Consider the following 21730-nt stretch of genomic DNA (forward strand, 5'->3'; position numbering starts at 1 on the left):
CGCACGCCGCGCCCCGCCGGTCAGGCCACGTCAGGGACGGGTACGCCGCCGGGCGCCCCCGCGGCGGGACCGGCGTCGGCCGGTGCTCCCCTCGGCCTCGTCGCCGTCGTCGCCGATCGCGTCGGGGTCGTCCGCCGCGGCCAGCCGGGCCGAGTCGCCCTCCTGGCTGTCGGCGACCGCCGGCGCGGCCTCGGTGTCCGACTCGTACCGCGACAGGTCGTAGCCCATCGTGTCGAAGTAGTCGGCGTCGGTGGTCGTGTCGGCGCCCGTGACGGCGTCCGCACCTCCGCTGACCGGCGCCGCGGCGGCGGTGTCGGCCTCGGTGACCTCGGCCACCGCCCGCTCCACCGGAGCGCTCTTGCGCGCCCGGCGCCGCGACGTGCCGGAGGTCTCGGCGGCCGGGCCGGCGACCGCGGAGGCCACCGCCTTGACCTTCTCCCCCGCCCCGCCGGTACGCGGCTTCTCCGGCACCGGCTCGGTGTGGATGATCACGCCACGGCCCTTGCAGCACTCGCAGGTCTCGCTGAACGCCTCCAGCAGCCCCGCGCCGATCCGCTTGCGGGTCATCTGCACCAGACCCAGTGAGGTGATCTCGGTGACCTGGTGCTTGGTGCGGTCCCGGCCCAGGCACTCGGTCAGCCGGCGCAGCACCAGTTCGCGGTTCGACTCCAACACCATGTCGATGAAGTCGATCACGATGATGCCGCCGATGTCGCGCAGCCGGAGCTGACGGACGATCTCCTCGGCCGCCTCCAGGTTGTTCCGGGTGACCGTCTCCTCCAGGTTGCCGCCGGCACCGGTGTACTTGCCGGTGTTGACGTCGACCACCGTCATGGCCTCGGTCCGGTCGATCACCAGGTGACCGCCCGAGGGGAGGAAGACCTTCCGGTCCAGGCCCTTGAGGATCTGCTCGTCGATCCGGTACTCGGCGAAGACGTCGGCGGTGCCGGCGTGCCGGCGCAGTCGCGGGACGAGGTCCGGCGAGACGTGCGACAGGTACGAGTCGACCATGTCGTACGCCTCGTCGCCCTCGATGACCAGCTCACGGAAGTCCTCGTTGAACAGGTCCCGGACCACGCGGATGACCAGGTCGGGCTCCTCGTAGAGCAGCACCGGGGCGCCGCCCTCGGCCGCCTTCGCCTGGATGTCCTCCCACTGCGCCTGGAGCCGCTTCACGTCCCGGGCCAGCTCGTCCTCGCTGGCGCCCTCGGCGGCCGTCCGGACGATCACGCCCGCGCCGTCGGGGACCAGCTTCTTCAGCACGTCCCGCAGCCGCTTGCGCTCGGTGTCCGGCAGCTTGCGGCTGATCCCGGACGCGTTGCCGTTCGGCACGTAGACCAGGTGCCGGCCGGAGAGCGCGATGTGGCTGGTCAGCCGGGCGCCCTTGTGCCCGATCGGATCCTTGGTGACCTGCACCAGCACCGAGTCGCCCGACTTCAGCGCCTGCTCGATCGAGCGCGCCCGCCCCTCGAGGCCGGTGGTGTCCCAGTTGACCTCGCCGGCGTAGAGCACCGCGTTGCGGCCCCGGCCGATGTCGACGAAGGCCGCCTCCATGCTGGGCAGGACGTTCTGCACCTTGCCCAGGTAGACGTTGCCGGCCATGGTGCCGGAGGAGCTGCGGGTGACGTAGTGCTCGACCAGGACGCCGTCCTCGAGCACCGCGATCTGCGTACGGTCGCCGCGCTGGCGGACCGCCATCACCCGGTCCACCGACTCGCGGCGGGCCAGGAACTCCGACTCGCTGAGGATCGGCGGCCGCGTACGGCGCTGCTCCCGGCCGTCCCGGCGGCGCTGGCGCTTCGCCTCCAGCCGGGTGGAGCCGGACACCCCCTGCACCTCGTCCACGGTGCGACGAGGCTCGCGGATCTTGACCACGGTCGGGACGCCGTCGTCCGCCCCGGCCTCGACGTCACCGGCGCCCCGGCGGCGGCGACGCCGCCGGCGGCGGGTCATCCCGTCCTCGGACTCCTCGTCCTCGGACTCCTCGTCCTCGGCCTCCGCCTCGACGACCTGAGCCGCCTCCTCGGACTCCTCGTCCTCGGCCTCGTCGGCACCGCCCTTGCCTCGGCCCCGGCCACGACGACCGCGCCGACGGCGCCGACGGCCGGCGGCGGTGTCGTCCTCGTCCTCGTCCGTCTCGGCGGCCTCGGCCTCCTCGACGGCCTCCTCGGTCAGCTCCGGCTCCGCCTCGACCGGCTCCGCCACCTCGGCGTCGCGCCGGCCGCGCCGGCGGCGCCGGGACGGCTCGGCCGGCTCCTCGGCGGTCGGCTCGGCGGCCGGCTCGACGGCCCGGACGACCGGTGCCGCCTCCGGCTGCGGGGGCATGAACAGGACCGTGGGCGCGGTGAGCGCCGCACGCCGACGGCGGGTGCGCGGCTGCTCCACCTCGGCCGCCTCGGCCGCCTCGGTGAGCCGCTCGCTGACGCCGGGGACGGCGGCACCGGGCGACACGTCACCCGGCGCCTCCGCGGGCTCGGTGGCGGCCTCGGCACCCGGCCGACCCGCTCCGGTCCCGGGGGTCGTCTCGTCGGCCGGGAGCTCCGGCTCGGCCACCTCCGCGACCGGGGGCGCTGCCTCGGCCGCCGGGGGCACCGGCTCGGCCGGCGTGTCGACGGCCTCGGTCGGCGTCTCCTCGGCGGCCGGCGTGCTCTTCCGCCGCCGGGTGCGGGTGACCTTGACCGGCGGGAGGATCTCCGCGGAGGCCTCCTCGGCGGACGCCACGACGAGCGGCTCCTCGACGGTCTTCGCGGCGGTCGCCTTGCGGCGGCGCCGCGGCGTCTTCGGAGCGGAGTCGAGGTCACCGGAGACGGGCGCGAGGACCTCGGCCTGCGGCGACTCCCCGCTGCCCGTGCCGGCGGCGGACGCCTCGACCGGGGCGTCGGTCTGCTCCGCCGGGGTCACCGGCGCGACTCGTTTCCTGCTGGCGCGGGCACGCCGGGCCGGCGCGGGCGGAGTGATCTCGGCGGCGCCCTCGCCGGCGGCTTGGGCGCTCTCGGTGGCCACCTCGGCGGCGGCCTCGCTGACCGTGCCCTCCGCGGCGTCACCGCTCTCCACCGCGCCAGCGACGGCGGTGTGGTGCTGTTCGGCGGTCTCGCCGGCCGGCTGTGAACCGGTCCGTTCGCCGCCCTCGGGCTCGTTCTCGAGCATGGACGTTCTCCAGTTCTGGCTGCCCCGGGCGCGGGTGAGCGCTGCCACGCAGGGTCGCCGCAAAAGTGTTCCGCCGGCGCGCTGGTGCGCGACCGCCGAAGTCTGCCTACCTGAGCACCGACCGACGGTCAGCGCTCACACGATGGTTGCCCCGTCGCGGTCCGCATCCAACGGATCCGCGATCTCGCCTTGCGCGGTCAGCGTGCCCTGAGCCAGCCGGATCACCCGTGGCGGAACCGGCGGCTCCAGGTCGGCCACCACGCGGAGGCCGGAAAGGACGTCATCGGGTCGTACGGACGGGGTGACCTGCCGCACGACCACTTCGAGTATCGCACACGGTACGGCCGGTGCCCCGGAAGGCGTCTCCGACGGCTCCCGCACATCGATGCCGATGACGGCCGCCCGCGCGTCGAAGGTACGCCGTCCCTGCTTGGTCATCCGCTCGACCTGGATCTCCGTGGCGGCGGTGAAGGCCGCCACAGCACGCTCCAGCGCGCCCCGGTCCACCTCGGGCAGCTCGATCCGCCACCGCGACGCCTCGATCCGGTCGGCCAGGCTCCCGCCGGCGGCCTCCACCGCGTCCAGCACGTCGAGCCCGGGCGAGAGCGCCGCGTCCAGGGCGGCCCGCAGCTGCGCCAGGTCGACCCGCTCCCGCAGGCCGATCTCCAGGTACTCGGCCTCGCTCGCCACCCCCGTCGGGGCCGCCGAGGCGTACGAGATCTTCGGGTGGGGGGTGAAGCCCTGGGAGAAGGCGATCGGTACGCCGGCCCGGCGCAGCGCGCGCTCGAAGGCCCGGGCGAAGTCCCGGTGCGAGGTGAACCGCAGCGGTCCACGCTTGGCGTACCGGATCCGGACCCGCTGGACGACCGGCGCCTGGCCGCCCTCGGGTTGAGGCTTTCTGGCGATCGTGAGCTCCTCGGGTGTACCTGTGTGTCCGTCCCATCCTGGCGCAGGGCTCGTGACGGTACGCAGCCGGGGCGGTCGGAGTGCCCCGACGAACCGGGACAGACCCGTCAGGGAGTCCCACCTGCGCGGGGCCGGGAACGCCGAAGGCCGGCCGATGACCCTCTGGTCACCGGCCGGCCTTCCACGGTCAGGGCTGGTTGCCGCTCCCCGGCGGCGGGTACGTCCCCGGCGGCGCGGGCGGCGTCCCCGGCGGAGCCGAGGGGGATCCGTAACCGGGAGGTGGGGCGTACCCGGACGGCGGGGCGTAGCCGCCGCCCTGGGCGGTCGCCTGACCCGCGCCGGGCGGGCCGTAGCCGCCCGGAGCAGGCGGTACGCCCGACGGGACGTGCCCGGCGGGGACGGGTGTCGGCCCGTGCCCGGCCCCGCCCGCCCGGTCGTCCAGCCCGGCCGCCAGGCTCGCCTCGCGCCGGTACCTGCGCCGGTTCCAGATCAGGAAGATCACCAGCCCCAGCAGCACGAGCACCGCCACCGCGACACCGATGGCGATCACCATGACCTGCTGGTCGCTGGGGCCGCCGCGGTCGCCGTACTCCGTGACGTCGAACTCCTCGTCCTCACCGGCCGACCGGGCCGGCCCCTGGCTGCCCGCGGCGTCCGGGTCGAGCAACGGGTTCGCGGTGACCGCCGGGACCTCCGCGCGCAGCGCGGCGACCGGGTCGATAAGGCCGAACCCGAACTGCGGATCCCGACCCGGCGCGCCGCCGTCACGGGCCGTACGGATGATCCGGTTGATCACGTTCGGCGCGTCGAGATCGGGATACCTGGCCCGAATCAGGGCCGCGACACCGGAGACGACGGCCGTGGCGTCGGAGGTGCCGTCACCCCAGCCGTAGCCGTGGTCGGGGCCGATGTTGAAGATGCTGTCGCCGGGTGCGGCGATCACCGCCTCCGGCCCTGACGCGGATCCCGACCAGAACCGGCCGCCCCGCGTGGTGCCGGTCACGGCGATCACGCCGGGGACCTTGGCGGGGGCGTCGACCTCGACGCTCCCGCGCGCGGTGTTACCGGCCGCGGCCACCACGACCGCGTCGTGCTCCAGGGCGTACGCGATCGCGCTCTCCACGTCGGCGCCGGCGGCACCCGGCCCACCGAAGGACAGGTTGATCACCTTCGCGCCGCCGTCGACGGCCGCGCGGATGCCCCGGGCCGAGGCGCTCGTGTCGATCCCTTCCCGGTCCTTGTAGATCCTGATGGGCAGGATCTTCGCGGCCGGGGCGATACCGTCCACGCCGTCTCGCGCGGCGTTCGTCGCCGCGATGATGCCGGCCATGTGGGTGCCGTGCCCCTCTTCGTCCGTCCGGCCGTCGCCGGACGCGCCGAAGCTCTGCGCCCCGCGCAACACCTGGCCACGGATGTCGGGGTGGGTCGCGTCCACACCGCTGTCGACCACCGCGACGACCACGCCACGACCGGTGGAGAGCTCGTGCGCCTGGTCGATCCGAAGCTCGTCCAGGTACCACTGCTCGCCCCGCCGGTCGGCGGCGGCCGCCGGTTGGGCGGCCCCCACCACCATGAGCACGGCCGCCAGCCCGGCCGTGACCGGCCGGAGGACGTTCACCCTCATCCGTCCATCCTCACCGCAGGATGCCCGGGGACGCACCGTCATCGGTGCCCCACGGATCGTCGTCCTCAGTCAACCACGACGAGTGCTCGCTGCCGCCGCCGCCATGCCCGGCGCCCCCGTGGCCGCCCATCATGCCGCCGCCCATCATCCCGGCGCCCATGCCGGCACGGGCGCCCCCGGCACCGGCCCCTCCGGCCGCACCGGCCGCGTTGCGCAATGCGGTGGCCGCACTGGTCATCGGCGGCACCTTGCCGTTGCCGCCTCCCACCATGCCGGGGATACCGCCCATCATGCCGCCGGCCACGCCCACGCCACCGCCGGCACCGATACCGCCGGCCGCGCCGACGCCGGCACCACCGCCGAGACCGGCACCACCGCCGAGACCGGCCCCACCGAGCCCCGCGCTGCCCAGCCCGGCGCCGCCGAGACCGCTGCCGCCGAGACCGCCACCGCCGATGGTGCTCGGCGCGGCACCGGCCAGACCGGTGCCGTAGTCGTCGTCGCTTCCCGGGTAGCCGGGGTAGCCGGACCCGGTCGACGGGGGCGTGTACGAGCCACCGGGCGGCGGGGCGCTGCCGCCGAGATCCCCCGGCCCGGTCGTCGAGGGCGGGGAGAAGGGCCCCGGCTCGACGGAGGAGGGCGGGGGCGGCGGACTGGTGTCGCCGATGTTCGGCATGTCACCGACGGAGGGACGCTCGCTGCCGATGTTCGGCTTGTCGAAGCCGCCGCCGATGTCCGGCCGGCCCGTCGGGGGCACCCGCTCTTCCGGACGGTAGTCGTCGGACGCGTCCCACTTCGGCTCCGGCACGGCCAGCTTCGGCCGCTCGTCCACGACCGCCTTGGGCAGCGGCGACATCGCGCCGTTCGCCGCCTGCTGGTTGTCCCGGTACCAGTTGTCCAGGTGGGAGCTGGTGTCCCAGAGTCCGCCCCGCTCGTTGTCGGCCGCCCGACCGTCGATCTTCATGGTCGCTTCGAGGTCGTCGGCCTTGTCGCGGAACGCCCCGTCGGCGTAGGACGCCGGGTTGTTCTGGTAGTCCTGCCGCAGGGCGGCGAGGAAGCCCGACGCGCTCTCGCCGTCGCGGGCGTCGTCGAGCTCGGTGCCGTTGGGCAGGCTCCACTCGTTGAGACCGAAGTCGTCCATCAGCGGGATCGGGATGCTGGCCACCGCCTTGCGGATGTCGCCCTCGATTCGCGTCAGCGCCCCACTGACGTTGCTCGCGTTGGTGATGAGATCCTCGATCTCCTTGCCGATCTCACTGAGGTGCTCCCGATAGGCGTCACCGCCGCTGCCCTTCCATCCCGCCAGCATGGCGGGCAGGCCGCCGGTGTGCGGGCGCTCCGTACCGGTCGCGACCGGGCCGATGAACGACCGGCCGACGAGCGCGTCGCGCAGATATCCGAGACCGGCGCTGAGGTTGTGCCAACCCGCACCGACCGAGCCGACCGTCTCCGGGTCGGCCGAGAGCGTCACCTCGCGGACGCAGCGTTCCCAGGTTCCTCCAGCCATGGTCGTCCCCTCAGCCGTTGTACGGGTAGGTGGGCGGCGTGGCGCCGGCCTCGGGCGGCGGCGCGGCGGACTCGAGCATCCGCTCGATCTCCTTGCCGGTGGCGGCGTTGCGCGCCTCGACGTCGCGGAACGCCTGCGCGATGTCCTCGGTGCCCTTCTTGAGCGCGTCGAGCTTCTGGGAGAGCCGCTTCAGGTGACCCTCCATGTTGGCCGTCGACGTCGTGAGCGTCTGCCACTGCATCCGGGCGTCCTCGTACGCCCCGAAGGGCGTGCCGTTGGGCACGGTCTGCGCGTTCGTCCCGTCGCCCTTCATCCGCTCCTTGATGCGGTCCATCTCGTAGATGATGGTGTCGTCGACGTACTGCTTCAGTCTCTCGACGTACGCCGCCGCGGCGTCCAGGTCCTCGACGCTGACCCTCAGATCCCCGACGCTCGGCGGACTGATGTCGCCCATAGCGCTGCCCTCCCCGTGCGTACCCGCCGATCAGTCCATGTGGGAGGCAGCGTATCCATTGACGGCCAGTCGGGGCATCCCCACCCCGCGTCACGGGACGTTCGCGCGACGGCGGGCCACCGGAGACGACGGAGCGCGGAAACCCCGACGGGTTCCCGCGCTCCGGACGTGTCGGCGCTACCGCTGCGCGCCGCTCGGCAGCTTCAGGCCGTTGACCGGGGTCAGTGGCAGCAGCTTCTTCCCGGTCGGCCCGATCTGGATCTCGGTGTCCATCGCGGGGCACACACCGCAGTCGAAGCACGGCGTCCACCGGCAGTCGTCCTGCTCGTACTCGCTGAGCGCGTCCTGCCAGTCCTGCCAGAGCCAGTCCTTGTCCAACCCGGAGTCCAGGTGGTCCCAGGGCAGCACCTCGAGCTCGTCGCGCTCGCGGGTGGTGTACCAGTCCAGGTCCACGCCGAACGCGGGCAGCACCTCGGCCGCGGCGTCGACCCAGCGCTGGTAGGAGAAGTGCTCGCTCCAACCGTCGAACCGGCCGCCGTTCTCCCAGACCTTGCGGATCACCGCGCCGACGCGGCGGTCACCACGGCTGAGCAGGCCCTCGATCAGCGATGGCTCGCCGTCGTGGTAGCGGAAGCCGATGGCCCGGCCGAGCGACCGGTCCGCGTTGATGGCCTGCTTGAGCAGCTTGAGCCGGTTGTCGATCACCTCGGGGCGCTCCATGGCCGCCCACTGAAACGGCGTGTGCGGCTTCGGGACGAAGCCGCCGATCGAGACGGTGCACCGGATGTCCTTCGAGCCGGTCGCCTCGCGGCCGGCCTTGATGACCTCGTGCGCCATCCGGGCGATCTGGAGCACGTCCTCGTCGGTCTCGGTGGGCAGGCCGCACATGAAGTACAGCTTCACCTGCCGCCAGCCGTTGGTGTACGCCGTGACGACGGTGCGGATGAGGTCCTCTTCCGACACCATCTTGTTGATCACCTTGCGGATCCGCTCCGACCCGCCCTCGGGCGCGAAGGTCAGACCGGTGCGCCGGCCGTTGCGGGACAGCTCCTGCGCCAGGTCGATGTTGAACGCGTCCACCCGCGTGGAGGGCAGGGAGAGCGAGACGTTGGTGCCCTCGTACTGCTGGGCCAGGCCCGAGCACATGTCGCCGATCTCGGAGTGGTCTGCCGAGGAGAGGGAGAGCAGGCCCACCTCGTGGAAGCCGGAGAACTCCAGCCCCTGCTGCACCATCTGACCGACAGTGGTGATCGAGCGCTCCCGCACCGGCCGGGTGATCATCCCGGCCTGGCAGAACCGGCAGCCGCGGGTGCAGCCGCGGAAGATCTCCACCGCGTACCGCTCGTGGACCGTCTCGGCGAGCGGCACGAGGGGCTTCTTCGGGTACGGCCAGGCGTCCAGGTCCATGGTCGTGCGCTTGTGCACCCGGAACGGCACGTCGGGCCGGTTCGGCACGACCCGCTGGATCCGCCCGTCGGGCAGGTAGTCGACGTCGTAGAAGCGCGGCACGTACACGCTCTCGGTGCGGGCGAGCCGCAGCAGCAGCTCGTCGCGCCCGCCCGGGCGGCCCTCCGCCTTCCACTCCCGGACGATCGCGGTGATCTCCAGGACCGCCTCCTCGCCGTCGCCCAGCACGGCGGCGTCGACGAAGTCGGCGATCGGCTCCGGGTTGAACGCGGCGTGCCCGCCGGCCAGGACCACCGGGTCGGCCTCGGTGCGGTCGGCGGCGAGCAGCGGGATGCCCGCCAGGTCGATGGCGGTGAGCAGGTTCGTGTAGCCCAGCTCGGTGGCGAAGGAGATGCCGAACACGTCGAAGTCGCGCACCGGGCGGTGCGCGTCGACGGTGAACTGCGGCACGCCGTGCGCCCGCATCAGCTTCTCCAGGTCCGGCCAGACCGCGTAGGTCCGCTCGGCGAGCACGTCGGGCAGCTCGTTGAGCACCTCGTAGAGGATCTGCACGCCCTGGTTGGGCAGGCCCACCTCGTACGCGTCGGGGTACATCAGCGCCCAGCGCACGGCCGCCGCGTCCCAGTCCTTGACCACCGCCCCCAGCTCGCCACCGACGTACTGGATGGGCTTGGTCACCTGGGGCAGCAGCGGCTCCAGCTGGGGCCAGACGGAGTTGGCCGCGACAGGGCGCGGCGTCGTGGACTGGACGCTCATGATGCCCAAGGGTACGCGTCCACCGGACCGCGGCCACGCGCACGGCGGTCAGAGACCGGGGTGGCCGACCAGTGGCCGCCCGTCCCGTACCGCCCCTGCTCAGCGGCCCGGTGCAGGCTCCGGGCGCACCGGAGCGCGGTGGGCGGCTCCCCGCCGGTGGCGACGCGGTACTAACCTCGGGTCGGCGCGAGAGGAGATTGCCGCGATGCCGGAGCCGCAGCCGGGGGCGGACCGGCCGGCCCACGGGAGCCCCCCGGGCACGGGGCCGGACCGTGATCCGGCCACCGTCGGGGGCCCGACCTCCTCCCCCGCACCGCCAGAGCAGGTGGCCGGCGCGGGCCGGGCCGCAGGTCCCTCCGACACCCCCGCCAGTGACGACGCGGCCCACGACGCCTCTCCCGAGAGCGACCCGGACGGCGCCCCGACCGGCGGCGATCCGGACGGCGCCCCGACCGGCGGCGATCCGGACGGCGCCCCGACCGGCGGCGATCCGGTTCCGGACGGCGCCGCCACGGACGGCACCCGGCGAGTCGCGGACTTCGCCGCCGACCCGGGCGCCGAACGCGCCGGGGACCCCGACGGCACCAACCGGGTCGAAGACGCCGCCGCGACCGACACTGCGACCGGCCTCGACGGCACCCGCCGACTCGACGACCCCGCCCCGACCGACAGCCCGGCCGGCGCCGACGGCACCCGGCGGCTCGACGGGTCGGCGCCGGCGGCCGGCGCGGCCGACTCCCCACCGGTGGGCCCGTCCGGCACGCGCCGGATGCCCGCGGTCGAGATTTCCGACCCGGCGCCCCGCTGGAGCGGCTCCGCGCCGGTCCCGCCCCCACCGCCGCGGCGGCGCGCGTGGGGCGAGTCAGCCGAGCCCACGCCCCCGCCGCCGGCCGTGCCGGAGCAGCCGGAGCACCAGGTGCCGGTCGACCCGTGGGCCGGCGCGGACACCGGTGGCTGGGACCTGCCCTCGGCCGAGCTGCCGCCGCTGCCGCCCATGACACCGACCGCCCCCTACCCGGCGCCGCCGCCGACCCGGCCCTACAGCGCGCCCCCGTCGCCGCCGCCCCCGGTCGCGCACCCGGTCTCGCCACCGCCGGCCCGCCCGGTGTCGCCGCCGCCCCACGCCGGGACGCCGGTCCACCACCTGTCACCGCCGGCCCACCCCGCGCCGCCGGCCCGCCCGGTGTCGCCACCGTCGCCCCACGCCGGGACGCCGGCCCACCACCTGTCACCGCCGGCCCACCCCGCGCCGCCGGCCGCCCCGCCGCCGGTCGGACCGCAACGGGCTCCGCAGCCGGTCACACCGCCTCCCGCGCCGCCGAAGCAACGCCGGTCGAAGCGGCGCCCCCCGCCGCCGGCCGCACCACCGCCCGGCTGGCAGGCCCCCAAGGGGTACGTCCCGGTCCCGGTGCGCAGGCGGCGCCGCTGGCCGTGGCTGCTGCTGTTCACCTTGGCCTGCTGCTGCGGCTGCCCGGCCTACTACGGCATGCCGATCTGGTCGCAGTACCCGGCCCACGCCGCGCTCCCGGCCCAGGTGGCCGACCTCTCGCTGCGCGAGGACACCCGCAGCACGCAGGCGGCGCGGCAGTTGGAGACCGAGGTACGCGAGGCTCACCTGCTGGCCGAGGACACCTTCGCGGGCATCTACACCAACCCGAGCGGCAAGCGGGTGGTCGTGTTCGGCGGCACGGGTTTCCGGCTCAACCCGGAGTCCGCCGCGGACGACGAGATCGCGCGGCTGAGCGGGGAGTACCAGCTCGGCGCCGTGCAGAAGGTCGACACCGGTGTGCGCGGCCGGCACCAGCGCTGCGCGGTGGGGCGTACCGACGGCGACGCGGTGGTGGTGTGCACCTCCCTGGACCACGGCAGCATCGCCACCGCCGTGTTCACCCGCCTCTCGGTCCAGGACAGCGCCGCGCTGCTCGACACCCTCCGCGGGCAGATCGTTACCACCGACGGGAACTAGCCGGCGACGCCGCCGACCGGCGGTCGCGCGCCCGCACGCCGACGCGACGGGTCAGGCCGGGCCGTCGCGCGTCGGGTCCGGGTGGGCGCGCGGGGGGGCGTAGCGGGGGACGTACTCCTGGCCGGTGAGCTTCTGGATCTCGCTCATCACCTCGTCGGTCATCGCCCGCAGCGAGGCCCGGTCGTCCGAGCGGCCGGTGAAGTCGAGTGGCTTGCCGAACCGGACAGTGATCTTGGCGGCGCCGGGACGGGGCACCCGCGCGCCGATGGGCTGCACCTTCTCGGTGCCGATCATGCCGACCGGGATGATCGGCACCCCGGCGGCGACGGCCAGCCGGACGGCGCCCGTGCGCCCCCGGTAGAGCCGGCCGTCCGGCGACCGGGTCCCCTCCGGGTAGACCGCCACCAGGTCGCCGGCCTTCAGCGCCGGGATGGCCGCGTCGAAGGCGGAGAGCGCCGCGCGCCCACCCGCCCGCTCGACCGGGATCGCGCCGAGCCCGGTGAGGACGAACTTCGAGAACGCCCCCTTGACTCCGACGCCCTTGAAGTACTCGGACTTGGCCCAGAAGGCCAGGTGCCGGGGCACCACCGTGCCGAGGAACAGCTCGTCTGCGACCGAGAGGTGGTTGCCCGCGAAGATCGCTCCGCCGGTCTCCGGAACGTGCTCCAACCCCTCCACGGTCGGACGGAACGCCAGCCGCAGCGCGGGCGCCACGGTGAGCTTGCCGATGGTGTAGAGCAGCGGCACTGGTCCTCCGGCGAATGTGAGAGCGGGCGGTGTCACGGTAGCGGACGCCGCCCCGGAGCCCCGAACGGGTGGCGGGCCGCCCGAGAGCTGGTCCCCGGGCGCGTCCCCGCACGTGGCCGCGTCTCTCTGTACCCGATCGGCGGGCCCGGTACGCGGCGTACGGCGGCGGCGTCACCCGCAGGTGCCGCCGGAACCTCCGCCCCGAGCCCCGGCGACCGGCCCGGACCGCGAACCGCCGACGGGCATGATCGGCGTCACAGGTCCGGTTGTCACGCCCCGCCCCGGCCGGCCCGTCGTAGCGGTGGCAGACGGACCAGGGAGGTTGCCATGCAGAGATTGGACGCGGCCGAGGTGGCGCCGGAGGGCTACCGCGCCGTGCTGGGCCTGGAGAAGTACGCCCGGGCGAACGTCGACTACACGGTGTACGAGCTGATCAAGATCCGGGCGTCGATGCTGAACGGCTGCGCGTACTGCGTCGACATGCACACCACCGACGCGCTGCGCGCCGGCGAGTCGAGCCGGCGGCTCTTCGCCGTGTCGGCCTGGCGGGACGCGCCCTTCTTCACCGAGCGGGAGCGCGCCGCGCTGGCGCTCACCGACGCCGTCACCCGCCTCGGCGAGCACGGCGTGCCCGACGACGTCTGGGACGCGGCCGCGGCGGTCTGGTCGGAGAAGGAACTCGCCGATCTGCTCATCGCCATCGCCACAATCAACGTGTGGAACAGGATCGCGGTGCCGACCCGGAAGCAGCCCCCGACCGAGGAGTGAGCCCCACGGACGCGCCGGCGGCGGTCGACGGAAGGTCGGTCGCCGCCGACGCCGTGGCGGCAGCCGACGCGCTCGACGCGCACCGGCCGATGCTGCTCGGCCTGGCGTACCGCCTGCTGGGCAGCCGCCACGACGCGGAGGACGTGCTGCAGGACACGTACCTGCGCTGGCTCCACGCCGACCGGGCGGCGGTGGTCGAGCCCCGGCGCTACCTCGCCCGGGTGGTCACCCGGCTCGCCCTGGACCGGTTGCGGGCCCGGCAGGCCGCCCGGGAGACGTACGTGGGCCCGTGGCTACCCGAACCGGTGCCGACGGAGCCGTCCCCGTTCGGGCCGCTCGACCGGGCCGAGCAGCGCGACTCCCTCGCCACCGCGCTGCTGCACGTGCTGGAGCGGCTCAGCCCGCCGGAGCGGGCCGTCTACGTGCTGCACACCGCCTTCGACCTGCCGTACGGCGAGATCGCCGAGATCCTGGACCGGTCTCCCGCCGACTGCCGGCAACTGCACCACCGGGCCGAGGCCCACGTACGCGAGGACCGGCGCCGGTTCACCGCGGACCGGGCGGAGCAGCGGCGGCTGCTGGAGGCCTTCCTCGCGGCGGCGCGCGAGGGTGACCTCGCCACGCTGACCCGGCTCGTGGCCCGGGACGCGATCGCCTGGAGCGACGGCGGCGGGCGGGTGAAGGCCGCCCGGAAGCCGGTCGTCGGCGCGGACCGCGTGGCCCGCTTCATCGCCGGCGTCTACGGCCCCGGGCACGACGTCACGGTGCGCCGGGTGGAGCTCAACGGCCAGCCGGGCGCCCTCATCGAGCGCGCCGGCGCCGGCACCTACGCCGTGACGCTGGCCGCCGCGGACGGCCTGATCACCGGCCTCTACCTCATCGGCAACCCGGAGAAGCTGCCCGAACCGGTCGGGTGAGCCCCCGCCGTCCGACCCGACGACGGGGGCCCGGGACGCCGCCGGGGTCGGACCCGACCGCCGGGGTCAGGCCAGCTCGGGGAACCAGAGGGCGATCTCGCGCTTCGCGCTGTCGACCGAGTCGGAGGCGTGCACCAGGTTCTCCCGGTTGGAGAGGGAGAGGTCGCCGCGGATGGTGCCGGCCACCGCCCGGCGCCCGTCGGTCGCGCCGACGAGACCACGCACCACCTCGATGACCTGGTCCCCGGAGAGCACCAGGGCGACCAGGGGGCCGCCCGTCATGAAGGCCTTCAGCGGCGGGTAGAAGGGCTTGTCCACGTGCTCGGCGTAGTGCTCGTCGGCGAGCGCGGCGTCCATCGTCCGCGTCACCATGGCGTCGATCCGCAGCCCCTTACGCTCGAAGCGGGCGATGATCTCGCCGACCAGCCCGCGGCGTACCGCGTCGGGCTTGATCAGTACGAGCGTGCGCTCATCCGGGCTGCTGCTGGACACGCTGAGTTCCTCCTGTGCGCGGAAGCGGGTCTGGCTGGGTACGGTCAGCCTAGCGACCCGGTCCCGGCGCCGGGGCGGCGGCTGGCCTTTCCCCCGGCAGCCCCTCCGGCCTAGCCTGGCCCTTGACCCCCGGGAGGTCCACTGTGGCGAATGGCGGGAGCCGACCCATCGCGCCGGTACGCAAGCTGATCGCCGCGGTGCTCGGCACCGTGGCCACGTTCGTGATGCTGTTCGGCCTCGGCATGACGAGCTGGGCCATCGTGGCGCTCGGCGCCGCCCTGCTGGTGCTGGCAGTCGCGCTCGCGACGGTGCGCGCCGGGGGCCGCACCTGGGTGGTCGGCGAAGGGCACGTGCACAGCGCGTCCGAGCCGCCGACCCAGTACGCCTTCGGCCGGTGCGAGCTGCAACTGGTCATCGACGCGCCGGGGCTGCCACCGCGGAGCAAGAAGATCATCGAGCCGCGGGTGCCGGTGTCCAAGTGGCCCTCGCTCGGGCAGACCCTGCCGATCCGGGTGGCGCTCGACGACCAGCGGCACGTGCGGGTGCTCTGGGACGAGGTGCCCACGCACGCCGAGACGGCCGCGGCGGCCGCCGCCGACCTGCCACCGGAGTACGCGGACACGGTCCCGGTCGACGAGGTGCTCATCCAGCAGGACGCCCCGCCGTGGGCGGGCCGCTCCGCCGACGACGACTTCCGCGACCCCTTCGGGGATCCCGTACGCGACCCGCTCGGCGACCCGCTGGCCGGCGAGCCCCGGCGCGACGACCCGCCCGTCCCGCCCGAGGAGCGCGAGCCGGTGGTGGTGCACCAGCGCCCCGGTGGCCCGGTCGTGCTGGAGGGGACGCTCGTCGAGCCGCCGTCGGCCAACCCGCTGCCGCGGCGGGCGACGCCGGCCCCGCGACCGCCGGCCGAGGAGCACTTCGAGACCCCGGCCCCGGCGGCCGCCACCCCCGGCCGGGACGACCCACTCGACCCGCTGGACCTGCCGCTCGACGACCCGAACCCGCCCCGGGAGACGCGGGACGAGGCGATCGACCCGGCCGACCTGGACGAGGCGATCTTCGGCTACGACCCGGCGGAGGACACGGCGGACGAGCCCGTCGACCCCGCCGCGCCGATCAGCGGGGTGGGCCTCACCCTGCTGGTGACCGACCTGTCGCGCTCGCTGGACTTCTACCGGGACGTGCTCGGCTTCAGCGAGGTGGACCGGGGCACGGGCAACGCCATCCTCTCCTCCGGCACGACCCGGCTGGTGCTGCGCCAGGTCACCGAGGCCGCGCCGGTCAGCCGCCGGCTCGTGCACGTCAACCTGGAGGTCGACGACATCCAGGCGGCCTACGAGCGGCTGCGCGGCTCCGGTGTCCGCTTCACGTACGCCCCGCGTGTGGTCAACCGGGGCACGAAGCTCGAGGTGTGGGCGGCGGCCTTCCGCGACCCCGACGGCCACGGCATCGCGCTCACCCAGTGGCGGGAACGCGCCGACGCCTGACGCGCGCGCCACCGGCCGGGCCGTGGCGCGCCGCGGCGGCGCGGGGCGTCAGCCGAGGATGACCCGGCGTACGTGCAGGGCGTAGCCCCAGACGAGGGCGAAGATGATGCCGAGCACGAGCAGCGACCAGTGCAGCAGGCCGGAGAGCATCAACAGTCCCTGGAGGACGGTGCCGGCGTGCCAGGCCCAGGCGCGACGCATCATCCCGGCCAGCGCCACGGCCGCCACGGCCAGCGCCACGACGGCGCCGATCGCGGGCGCGCCGAGGTCACCGCCGACCACCCGGATCGGTTGGATGGCGAGCAGCAGCACCAGCGCCTCGATGCTGAGCGTCGCCGCGCCGAGGCCGCGTACGGCGCGCTCCGGGTTGCGCAGCCCCGACCGGCGCGGCTGTTCCGGCCCGGTCATCGCTTCAGCAACCGGCGGGCGTCGGCCACGGTCACCACCGACCCGGTGATCAGCACGCCCACCCCGCTCAACTCGCCGGGTACGTCCTCCTCGGCCAGCGCCACCGCCGCTTCGATCGCGTCCGGCATCTCCTCGGCCACCTCCACCCGCTCCGGGCCGAACACCTCGGCGGCCAGCGCGGCCAGCTCGCGGGCCGGCATGGCCCGCGGTGAGCTGTTCCGGGTCACCACGACCTGGTCGACGACCGGCTCCAGCAGCTCCAGCAGGGCGGGCGCGTCCTTGTCACCGAGCACCCCCACCACCGCGACGAGCTTGCTGAACGCGAACTCCTCCTGCAACGCGGTGACGGTGGCGGCCATGCCGTGCGGGTTGTGCGCGCCGTCCAGCAGGATCGTCGGAGCGCTGCGTACCCGCTCCAGCCGCCCCGGCGAGCTGGCCGACGCGAACCCCTCCCGCACCGCCTCGATGTCCAGCTGACGCCGGGCCCCGGCGCCGAGGAACGCCTCGACCGCGGCGAGCGCGACCGCCGCGTTCTGCGCCTGGTGGGCGCCGTGCAGCGGTACGAACACCTCCTCGTAGACGCCACCGAGGCCCTGGAGGGTCAGCACCTGACCGCCGACGGCGACGGCCCGGCGCAGCACGCCGAACTCGGAGCCCTCCCGGGCGATGGTGGCGCCGACCTCGGCGCACCGCTCCAGAAGCGGCCGGGCCGCCTCCTCCTCCTGGGCCGCGGCGATGACCGTGGCGCCGGTGTGGATGATCCCGGCCTTGTGCAGGGCGATGTCCTCGAGGGTGTCGCCGAGCCACTCGGTGTGGTCCAACCCGATGGGCGTGATGACCGCGACGCCGGCCTGGAGCACGTTCGTCGAGTCCTCCGCGCCGCCGAGCCCCACCTCGACCACGGCGACGTCGACGGGCGCGTCGGCGAACGTCGCGAACGCCAGCGCCGTGGTCATGTCGAAGTAGGTGAGGGGCTCCGAGAAGCGCTCGTCGACCAGCCGGGCGAGCGGTGCGACCTCCCGGTAGGTGGCCGCGAACCGCTCCTCGCTGACCGGTTCCCCGTCCAGGCTGATCCGCTCCCGGACGGTCTCCAGGTGCGGGCTGGTGTAGCGGCCCGTGTGCAGGCCGAACGCCCGCAGCAACGAGTCGATCATCCGGGCCGTCGACGTCTTGCCGTTCGTTCCGGTCAGGTGGATCGACGGGTACGCCCGCTGCGGGCTGCCGAGCAGATCCAACAGGGACTCGATCCGGTCCAGCTCGAAGACCATCCGGGTGAAGCCCCGCTCGGCCAGCTCGGCCTCGACCTCCGCAAAGGCGCTGTGATCGGTCACGAGGGCAGCGCCTCCAACGCGGCGTCGATGCGGACGAGGTCTGCCTCCGCGACCGCGAGCCGCTCCCGGATCTTGGCGACCACGTGGTCGGGGGCCTTGCCCACGAACGCCGGGTTGTCCAGCTTCGCCCGGGCCTGCGCGGCCTCCTTCTCGGCGGCGGCCCGGTCCTTGGTGAGCCGCGCCCGCTCCGCGGCGACGTCGATCGACCCCCGGGTGTCCAGGGCGACGCTCACCTCGCCCGGCATGGCGAGCGTCGCGCTCGCCTGGAAGCCGTCGGCGACGGCGTCGAGCCGGGCCAGGGACCGGATCAGCGGCTCGTGCGCGGCGATGCCCGCCGCCGCGAGACCGTCGAGCCGGGCGGCGACCCGCTGGGTCGGCCGCAGCCCCTGGTCGGAGCGGAACCGACGCACCTCGGTCACCACCCGCTGCAGGGTGCCGACCTCGCTCTCCGCGGCGTCGTCGACGAGCGTACGGTCGGCCACCGGCCACGCGGCGACCATGACGCTCTCCCCGCCGGTGAGCGCCGTCCACAGCTCGTCGGTCACGAACGGGATCACCGGGTGCAGCAGTCGCAGCAGCTGGTCCAGCACGTGGCCCAGCACCCGGCGGGTGCGCTCGGCGGCCGGCCCGCCCTCGGCCAGCACCGGCTTGCTCAGCTCCACGTACCAGTCGCAGACGTCGTCCCACGCGAAGTGGTAGAGCAGATCGCAGACCTTCGCGAACTCGTACGCCTCGAACTGCTCGTCCACCTCGGCCGTGACGTGCGCAAGCCGGGAGAGGATCCACCGGTCCACGGTCGACAGCTGCTCGGTGGCCGGCAGCGGCCCCTCGGTGTGCGCGCCGTTCATCAGGGCGAACCGGGTGGCGTTCCAGAGCTTGTTGCAGAAGTTGCGGGAGCCCTGGCACCACTCCTCGCTGACCGGCACGTCCTGACCCGGGTTGGCGCCCCGGGCGAGGGTGAACCGGGTGGCGTCGGCGCCGAACCGGTCGATCCAGTCCAGCGGGTCGACGACATTCCCGAAGGACTTGGACATCTTCTTGCCGTGCTCGTCGCGGACCATGCCGTGCAGGGCCACCACGTCGAACGGCTGCACGCCGTCCATCGCGTAGAGGCCGAACATCATCATCCGGGCGACCCAGAAGAAGAGGATGTCGTACCCGGTGACCAGCACGCTGGTCGGGTAGAACTTCGCCAGGTCCGGGGTGCGCTCCGGCCACCCGAGGGTGGAGAACGGCCACAGCCCGCTGGAGAACCAGGTGTCCAGGACGTCCTCGTCCTGTCGCCAGCCCTCCCCCGTCGGCGGCTCCTCGTCGGGGCCGACGCAGACGATCTCGCCGTTCGGCCCGTACCAGACGGGGATGCGGTGCCCCCACCAGAGCTGACGGGAGATGCACCAGTCGTGCATGTTGTCCACCCAGGCGAAGTACCGCTTGGCCAGCTCGGCCGGCTCGATCTTCACCCGCCCGTCACGGACCGCGTCGCCGGCCGCCTTGGCCAGCGGCGAGGTGTTGACGAACCACTGGAGCGACAGCCGCGGCTCGACCGTCGTCTTGCACCGCGAGCAGTGGCCCACCGCGTGCACGTACGGCCGCTTCTCGCTGACGATGAGACCCTGCTCGCGCAGGGCGGCGACGATCGCCGGCCGGGCCTCGTACCGGTCCAGGCCCTCGAACGGGCCGGGTGCGGTGATGATGCCGCGCTCGTCCATGACGGTGAGCGAGGGCAGGTCGTGGCGCTGGCCGATCTCGAAGTCGTTCGGGTCGTGCGCCGGCGTCACCTTGACCATGCCGGTGCCGAAGCTCGGGTCGACGTGCTCGTCGGCGACGATCGGGATCCGCCGGTCGGTGAGCGGCAGCGCCACCTCCGTGCCGATCAGGTGCTTGTACCGCTCGTCGTCGGGGTGCACCGCGACCGCGGTGTCGCCGAGCATCGTCTCCGCCCGGGTGGTCGCCACCACGACCTCGTCGCTGTAGCGGATAGAGATCAGCTCGCCCTCGTCGTCCGTGTGCTCCACCTCGATGTCGGAGAGCGCGGTGAGGCAGCGCGGGCACCAGTTGATGATCCGGTTGGCCCGGTAGATGAGACCGTCGTCGAAGAGCTTCTTGAACATGGTTTGGACGGCCCGGGACAGGCCCTCGTCCATGGTGAAGCGCTCGCGGTCCCAGTCGACCGCGTCGCCGAGACGCCGCATCTGGCCGAGGATCGCGCCGCCGGACTCGGCCTTCCACTGCCACACCCGCTCGACGAACTTCTCGCGGCCCAGGTCGTGGCGGGACAGGCCCTCACCCGCGAGCTGCCGCTCGACCAGGTTCTGGGTGGCGATTCCGGCGTGGTCCATGCCGGGCAGCCAGAGCGCCTCGAAGCCCTGCATCCGCTTACGGCGGCTCAGCGCGTCCATGAGGGTGTGCTCGAACGCGTGCCCCATGTGCAGTGAACCGGTGACGTTCGGCGGGGGGATGACGATGGTGAACGGGGGCTTGTCGCTCTCCGCCGACGCCCGGAAGTGGCCGGCGGCTACCCACTGCTCGTACCGTCGCTGCTCTACCTCGCCCGGCTGGTACTGGCCGGGCAGGGTGGGGGCGTCGGGGCGTCGGGCATCCAGTCTCTCGGTCACCCGAGAAAGTCTACGGAGGGCTTCCGCGGACCCGACGTGCACCACCTGTCATTCGCGTACGGTGTCGGCTATGTCCGACGCAAATCTCACCCAACGCGAGCTCGTCGACGGACCGGAGCCCGTCGAGCTGAGCGAGGAGCCCATCCAGCTGAGCAATCGGGACCCTGGGGGCAACTCCGAGGGGCGGGCGGGCCGGTCCCGGCGGCGGCGGATCATCTGGGCCGTGGCGCTGGTGGTGGGGCTCGCCGGCGCCGGGGCGTTCGGTGCGTTCGGCTGGCGGATCGCGCAGCAGAAGGACACCCAGATCGCGAGCCCGGACGGGGTGGCCGGTCTGACCCGCGACGACAGCGAGCGGGCCCGCAGCACGGCGGACTACCTCCGCAGCGGCTTCGCCGCCGACATCGACCTGGACCGCAGCTTCGGCACGGTCTACCGGGACCCGGCGGACGAGAAGCGGTCGGTGCTCCTCTTCGGCGGCACGACACTGCTGTGGCAGCCCGAGCGCGACCTGGACACCCTGTTCAACCTCATGGCCGACGAGACGGGCAAGGTCACGGGGCTTCGCGAGGTCCCGGCCGGAGACCTCGGTGGCGTCATGAAGTGCGGTACGACCAGCGGCGACGGCGGGGACTTCGCGGTGTGCGGGTGGGCCGACCACGGCAGCGTGGTGATGGGGATGTTCCCCGGGCGCACCGTGGACGCCGCCGGCACGATGTTCCGCGACATCCGGGACACGATCCAGACCCGCGGCTGACGGACCCGCCGGCTCACCTCCGTACCACGGCGGCGCCCTGCACCCGGCCTGCCGGCAGCAATCGCCCGCGCCCGCGCTCGCCGTCCGGTCGAGCAGCCAGCGGCCCTCTCCACCTTCGGAGGCCCATCGTTTCCCTGGGGCACCGGGAATGCGACGTCACGGTCACTACGGAACCCGCACCACTCCTGAGGGCCGGCGCGATATGCCGGAGATTCCGTCTCCGGAAGACCGGCGGCGACACGCTCGGGGATGTTGCGGGAGCCTCGCTCGTGGACGTCGGCGGGTCGACCCCAAATACGTGTCAGGGCCATCCCGATACCGGGATGGCCCTGACAAGGAAGATGTCCGGCGGTGTCCTACTCTCCCACACCCTCACGAGTGCAGTACCATCGGCGCTGGAGGGCTTAGCTTCCGGGTTCGGAATGTAACCGGGCGTTTCCC

16 protein-coding genes and 1 rRNA gene are annotated in these 21730 nt (G+C 73.8%); 5 read left to right on the plus strand and 12 right to left on the minus strand.

The window, feature by feature from the left end; all coding sequences use genetic code 11:
- Positions 1 to 30 precede the first annotated feature (30 nt).
- From SM573_RS29570 to SM573_RS29595, 6 genes are all read right to left on the minus strand, one after another.
- Positions 31 to 3147, minus strand: a complete 3117-nt coding sequence (locus SM573_RS29570; protein WP_474617542.1) for an Rne/Rng family ribonuclease — start codon at positions 3145 to 3147, stop codon at positions 31 to 33.
- Positions 3148 to 3282: 135 nt separating this feature from the next.
- Positions 3283 to 3996 (minus strand): TIGR03936 family radical SAM-associated protein, encoded by a 714-nt coding sequence (locus SM573_RS29575; RefSeq protein WP_474614640.1) that lies wholly within the window; start codon positions 3994 to 3996, stop codon positions 3283 to 3285.
- Positions 3997 to 4240: 244 nt separating this feature from the next.
- Positions 4241 to 5677: a type VII secretion-associated serine protease mycosin gene (gene mycP / locus SM573_RS29580; protein ID WP_474614620.1), complete on the minus strand. Its 1437-nt coding sequence runs from the start codon at positions 5675 to 5677 to the stop codon at positions 4241 to 4243.
- Between the two features lie 10 nt (positions 5678 to 5687).
- Positions 5688 to 7184: a hypothetical protein gene (locus SM573_RS29585; protein WP_474617543.1), complete on the minus strand. Its 1497-nt coding sequence runs from the start codon at positions 7182 to 7184 to the stop codon at positions 5688 to 5690.
- A 10-nt stretch (positions 7185 to 7194) separates the two neighbouring features.
- Positions 7195 to 7638, minus strand: a complete 444-nt coding sequence (locus SM573_RS29590; RefSeq protein ID WP_474614622.1) for a hypothetical protein — start codon at positions 7636 to 7638, stop codon at positions 7195 to 7197.
- Positions 7639 to 7815: 177 nt separating this feature from the next.
- Positions 7816 to 9801, minus strand: coding sequence for a TIGR03960 family B12-binding radical SAM protein (locus SM573_RS29595; RefSeq protein ID WP_474617544.1), 1986 nt, complete (start codon positions 9799 to 9801; stop codon positions 7816 to 7818).
- 205 nt (positions 9802 to 10006) lie between these two features.
- Between SM573_RS29595 and SM573_RS29600 the strand changes: the two genes are divergently transcribed.
- Complete coding sequence (locus SM573_RS29600) at positions 10007 to 11767, plus strand: hypothetical protein (RefSeq protein WP_474617545.1); 1761 nt, start codon at positions 10007 to 10009, stop codon at positions 11765 to 11767.
- Positions 11768 to 11818: 51 nt separating this feature from the next.
- Here the strand turns inward: SM573_RS29600 and SM573_RS29605 are convergent, their stop codons facing one another.
- Complete coding sequence (locus SM573_RS29605) at positions 11819 to 12514, minus strand: lysophospholipid acyltransferase family protein (protein ID WP_474617546.1); 696 nt, start codon at positions 12512 to 12514, stop codon at positions 11819 to 11821.
- A 327-nt stretch (positions 12515 to 12841) separates the two neighbouring features.
- Between SM573_RS29605 and SM573_RS29610 the strand changes: the two genes are divergently transcribed.
- Positions 12842 to 13282, plus strand: coding sequence for a carboxymuconolactone decarboxylase family protein (locus SM573_RS29610; protein WP_474614626.1), 441 nt, complete (start codon positions 12842 to 12844; stop codon positions 13280 to 13282).
- Positions 13279 to 14199 (plus strand): RNA polymerase sigma factor SigJ, encoded by a 921-nt coding sequence (gene sigJ, locus SM573_RS29615; protein ID WP_474614627.1) that lies wholly within the window; start codon positions 13279 to 13281, stop codon positions 14197 to 14199. The genes SM573_RS29610 and sigJ overlap by 4 nt, the downstream gene beginning before the upstream one ends.
- Positions 14200 to 14265: 66 nt before the next feature.
- Here the strand turns inward: sigJ and ndk are convergent, their stop codons facing one another.
- Entirely contained in the window at positions 14266 to 14691 is a 426-nt protein-coding gene (gene ndk / locus SM573_RS29620) for a nucleoside-diphosphate kinase (protein WP_474614628.1), read from the minus strand.
- Positions 14692 to 14834: 143 nt separating this feature from the next.
- On the opposite strand from ndk, the gene SM573_RS29625 reads away from it, so the two are divergent.
- A complete protein-coding gene (locus tag SM573_RS29625; protein ID WP_474617547.1) occupies positions 14835 to 16181 on the plus strand; it encodes a VOC family protein in 1347 nt (448 codons plus the stop codon).
- A 48-nt stretch (positions 16182 to 16229) separates the two neighbouring features.
- Here SM573_RS29625 and SM573_RS29630 read toward each other — a convergent pair whose 3' ends face one another.
- The 3 genes from SM573_RS29630 to SM573_RS29640 are packed head-to-tail and all read right to left on the minus strand — an operon-like array spanning position 16230 to position 20535.
- A complete protein-coding gene (locus SM573_RS29630) occupies positions 16230 to 16589 on the minus strand; it encodes a DUF4233 domain-containing protein (protein ID WP_474614630.1) in 360 nt (119 codons plus the stop codon).
- Positions 16586 to 17920 carry a bifunctional folylpolyglutamate synthase/dihydrofolate synthase gene (locus SM573_RS29635; protein WP_474617548.1) on the minus strand — a complete coding sequence of 445 codons (1335 nt, stop codon included), beginning with the start codon at positions 17918 to 17920 and terminating at the stop codon, positions 16586 to 16588. Before SM573_RS29635 ends, SM573_RS29630 begins: the two co-directional genes overlap by 4 nt.
- Positions 17917 to 20535, minus strand: coding sequence for a valine--tRNA ligase (locus SM573_RS29640; protein WP_474614632.1), 2619 nt, complete (start codon positions 20533 to 20535; stop codon positions 17917 to 17919). Before SM573_RS29640 ends, SM573_RS29635 begins: the two co-directional genes overlap by 4 nt.
- Before the next feature lie 70 nt (positions 20536 to 20605).
- On the opposite strand from SM573_RS29640, the gene SM573_RS29645 reads away from it, so the two are divergent.
- The gene (locus SM573_RS29645; protein WP_474614633.1) at positions 20606 to 21289 is read left to right on the plus strand and encodes a hypothetical protein; all 684 of its coding nucleotides are present in this window, start codon (positions 20606 to 20608) and stop codon (positions 21287 to 21289) included.
- Positions 21290 to 21632: 343 nt separating this feature from the next.
- Here SM573_RS29645 and rrf read toward each other — a convergent pair.
- Positions 21633 to 21730, minus strand: a 5S ribosomal RNA gene (gene rrf, locus SM573_RS29650); the annotation flags it as partial.

The organism is Micromonospora xinjiangensis (assembly GCF_056150165.1).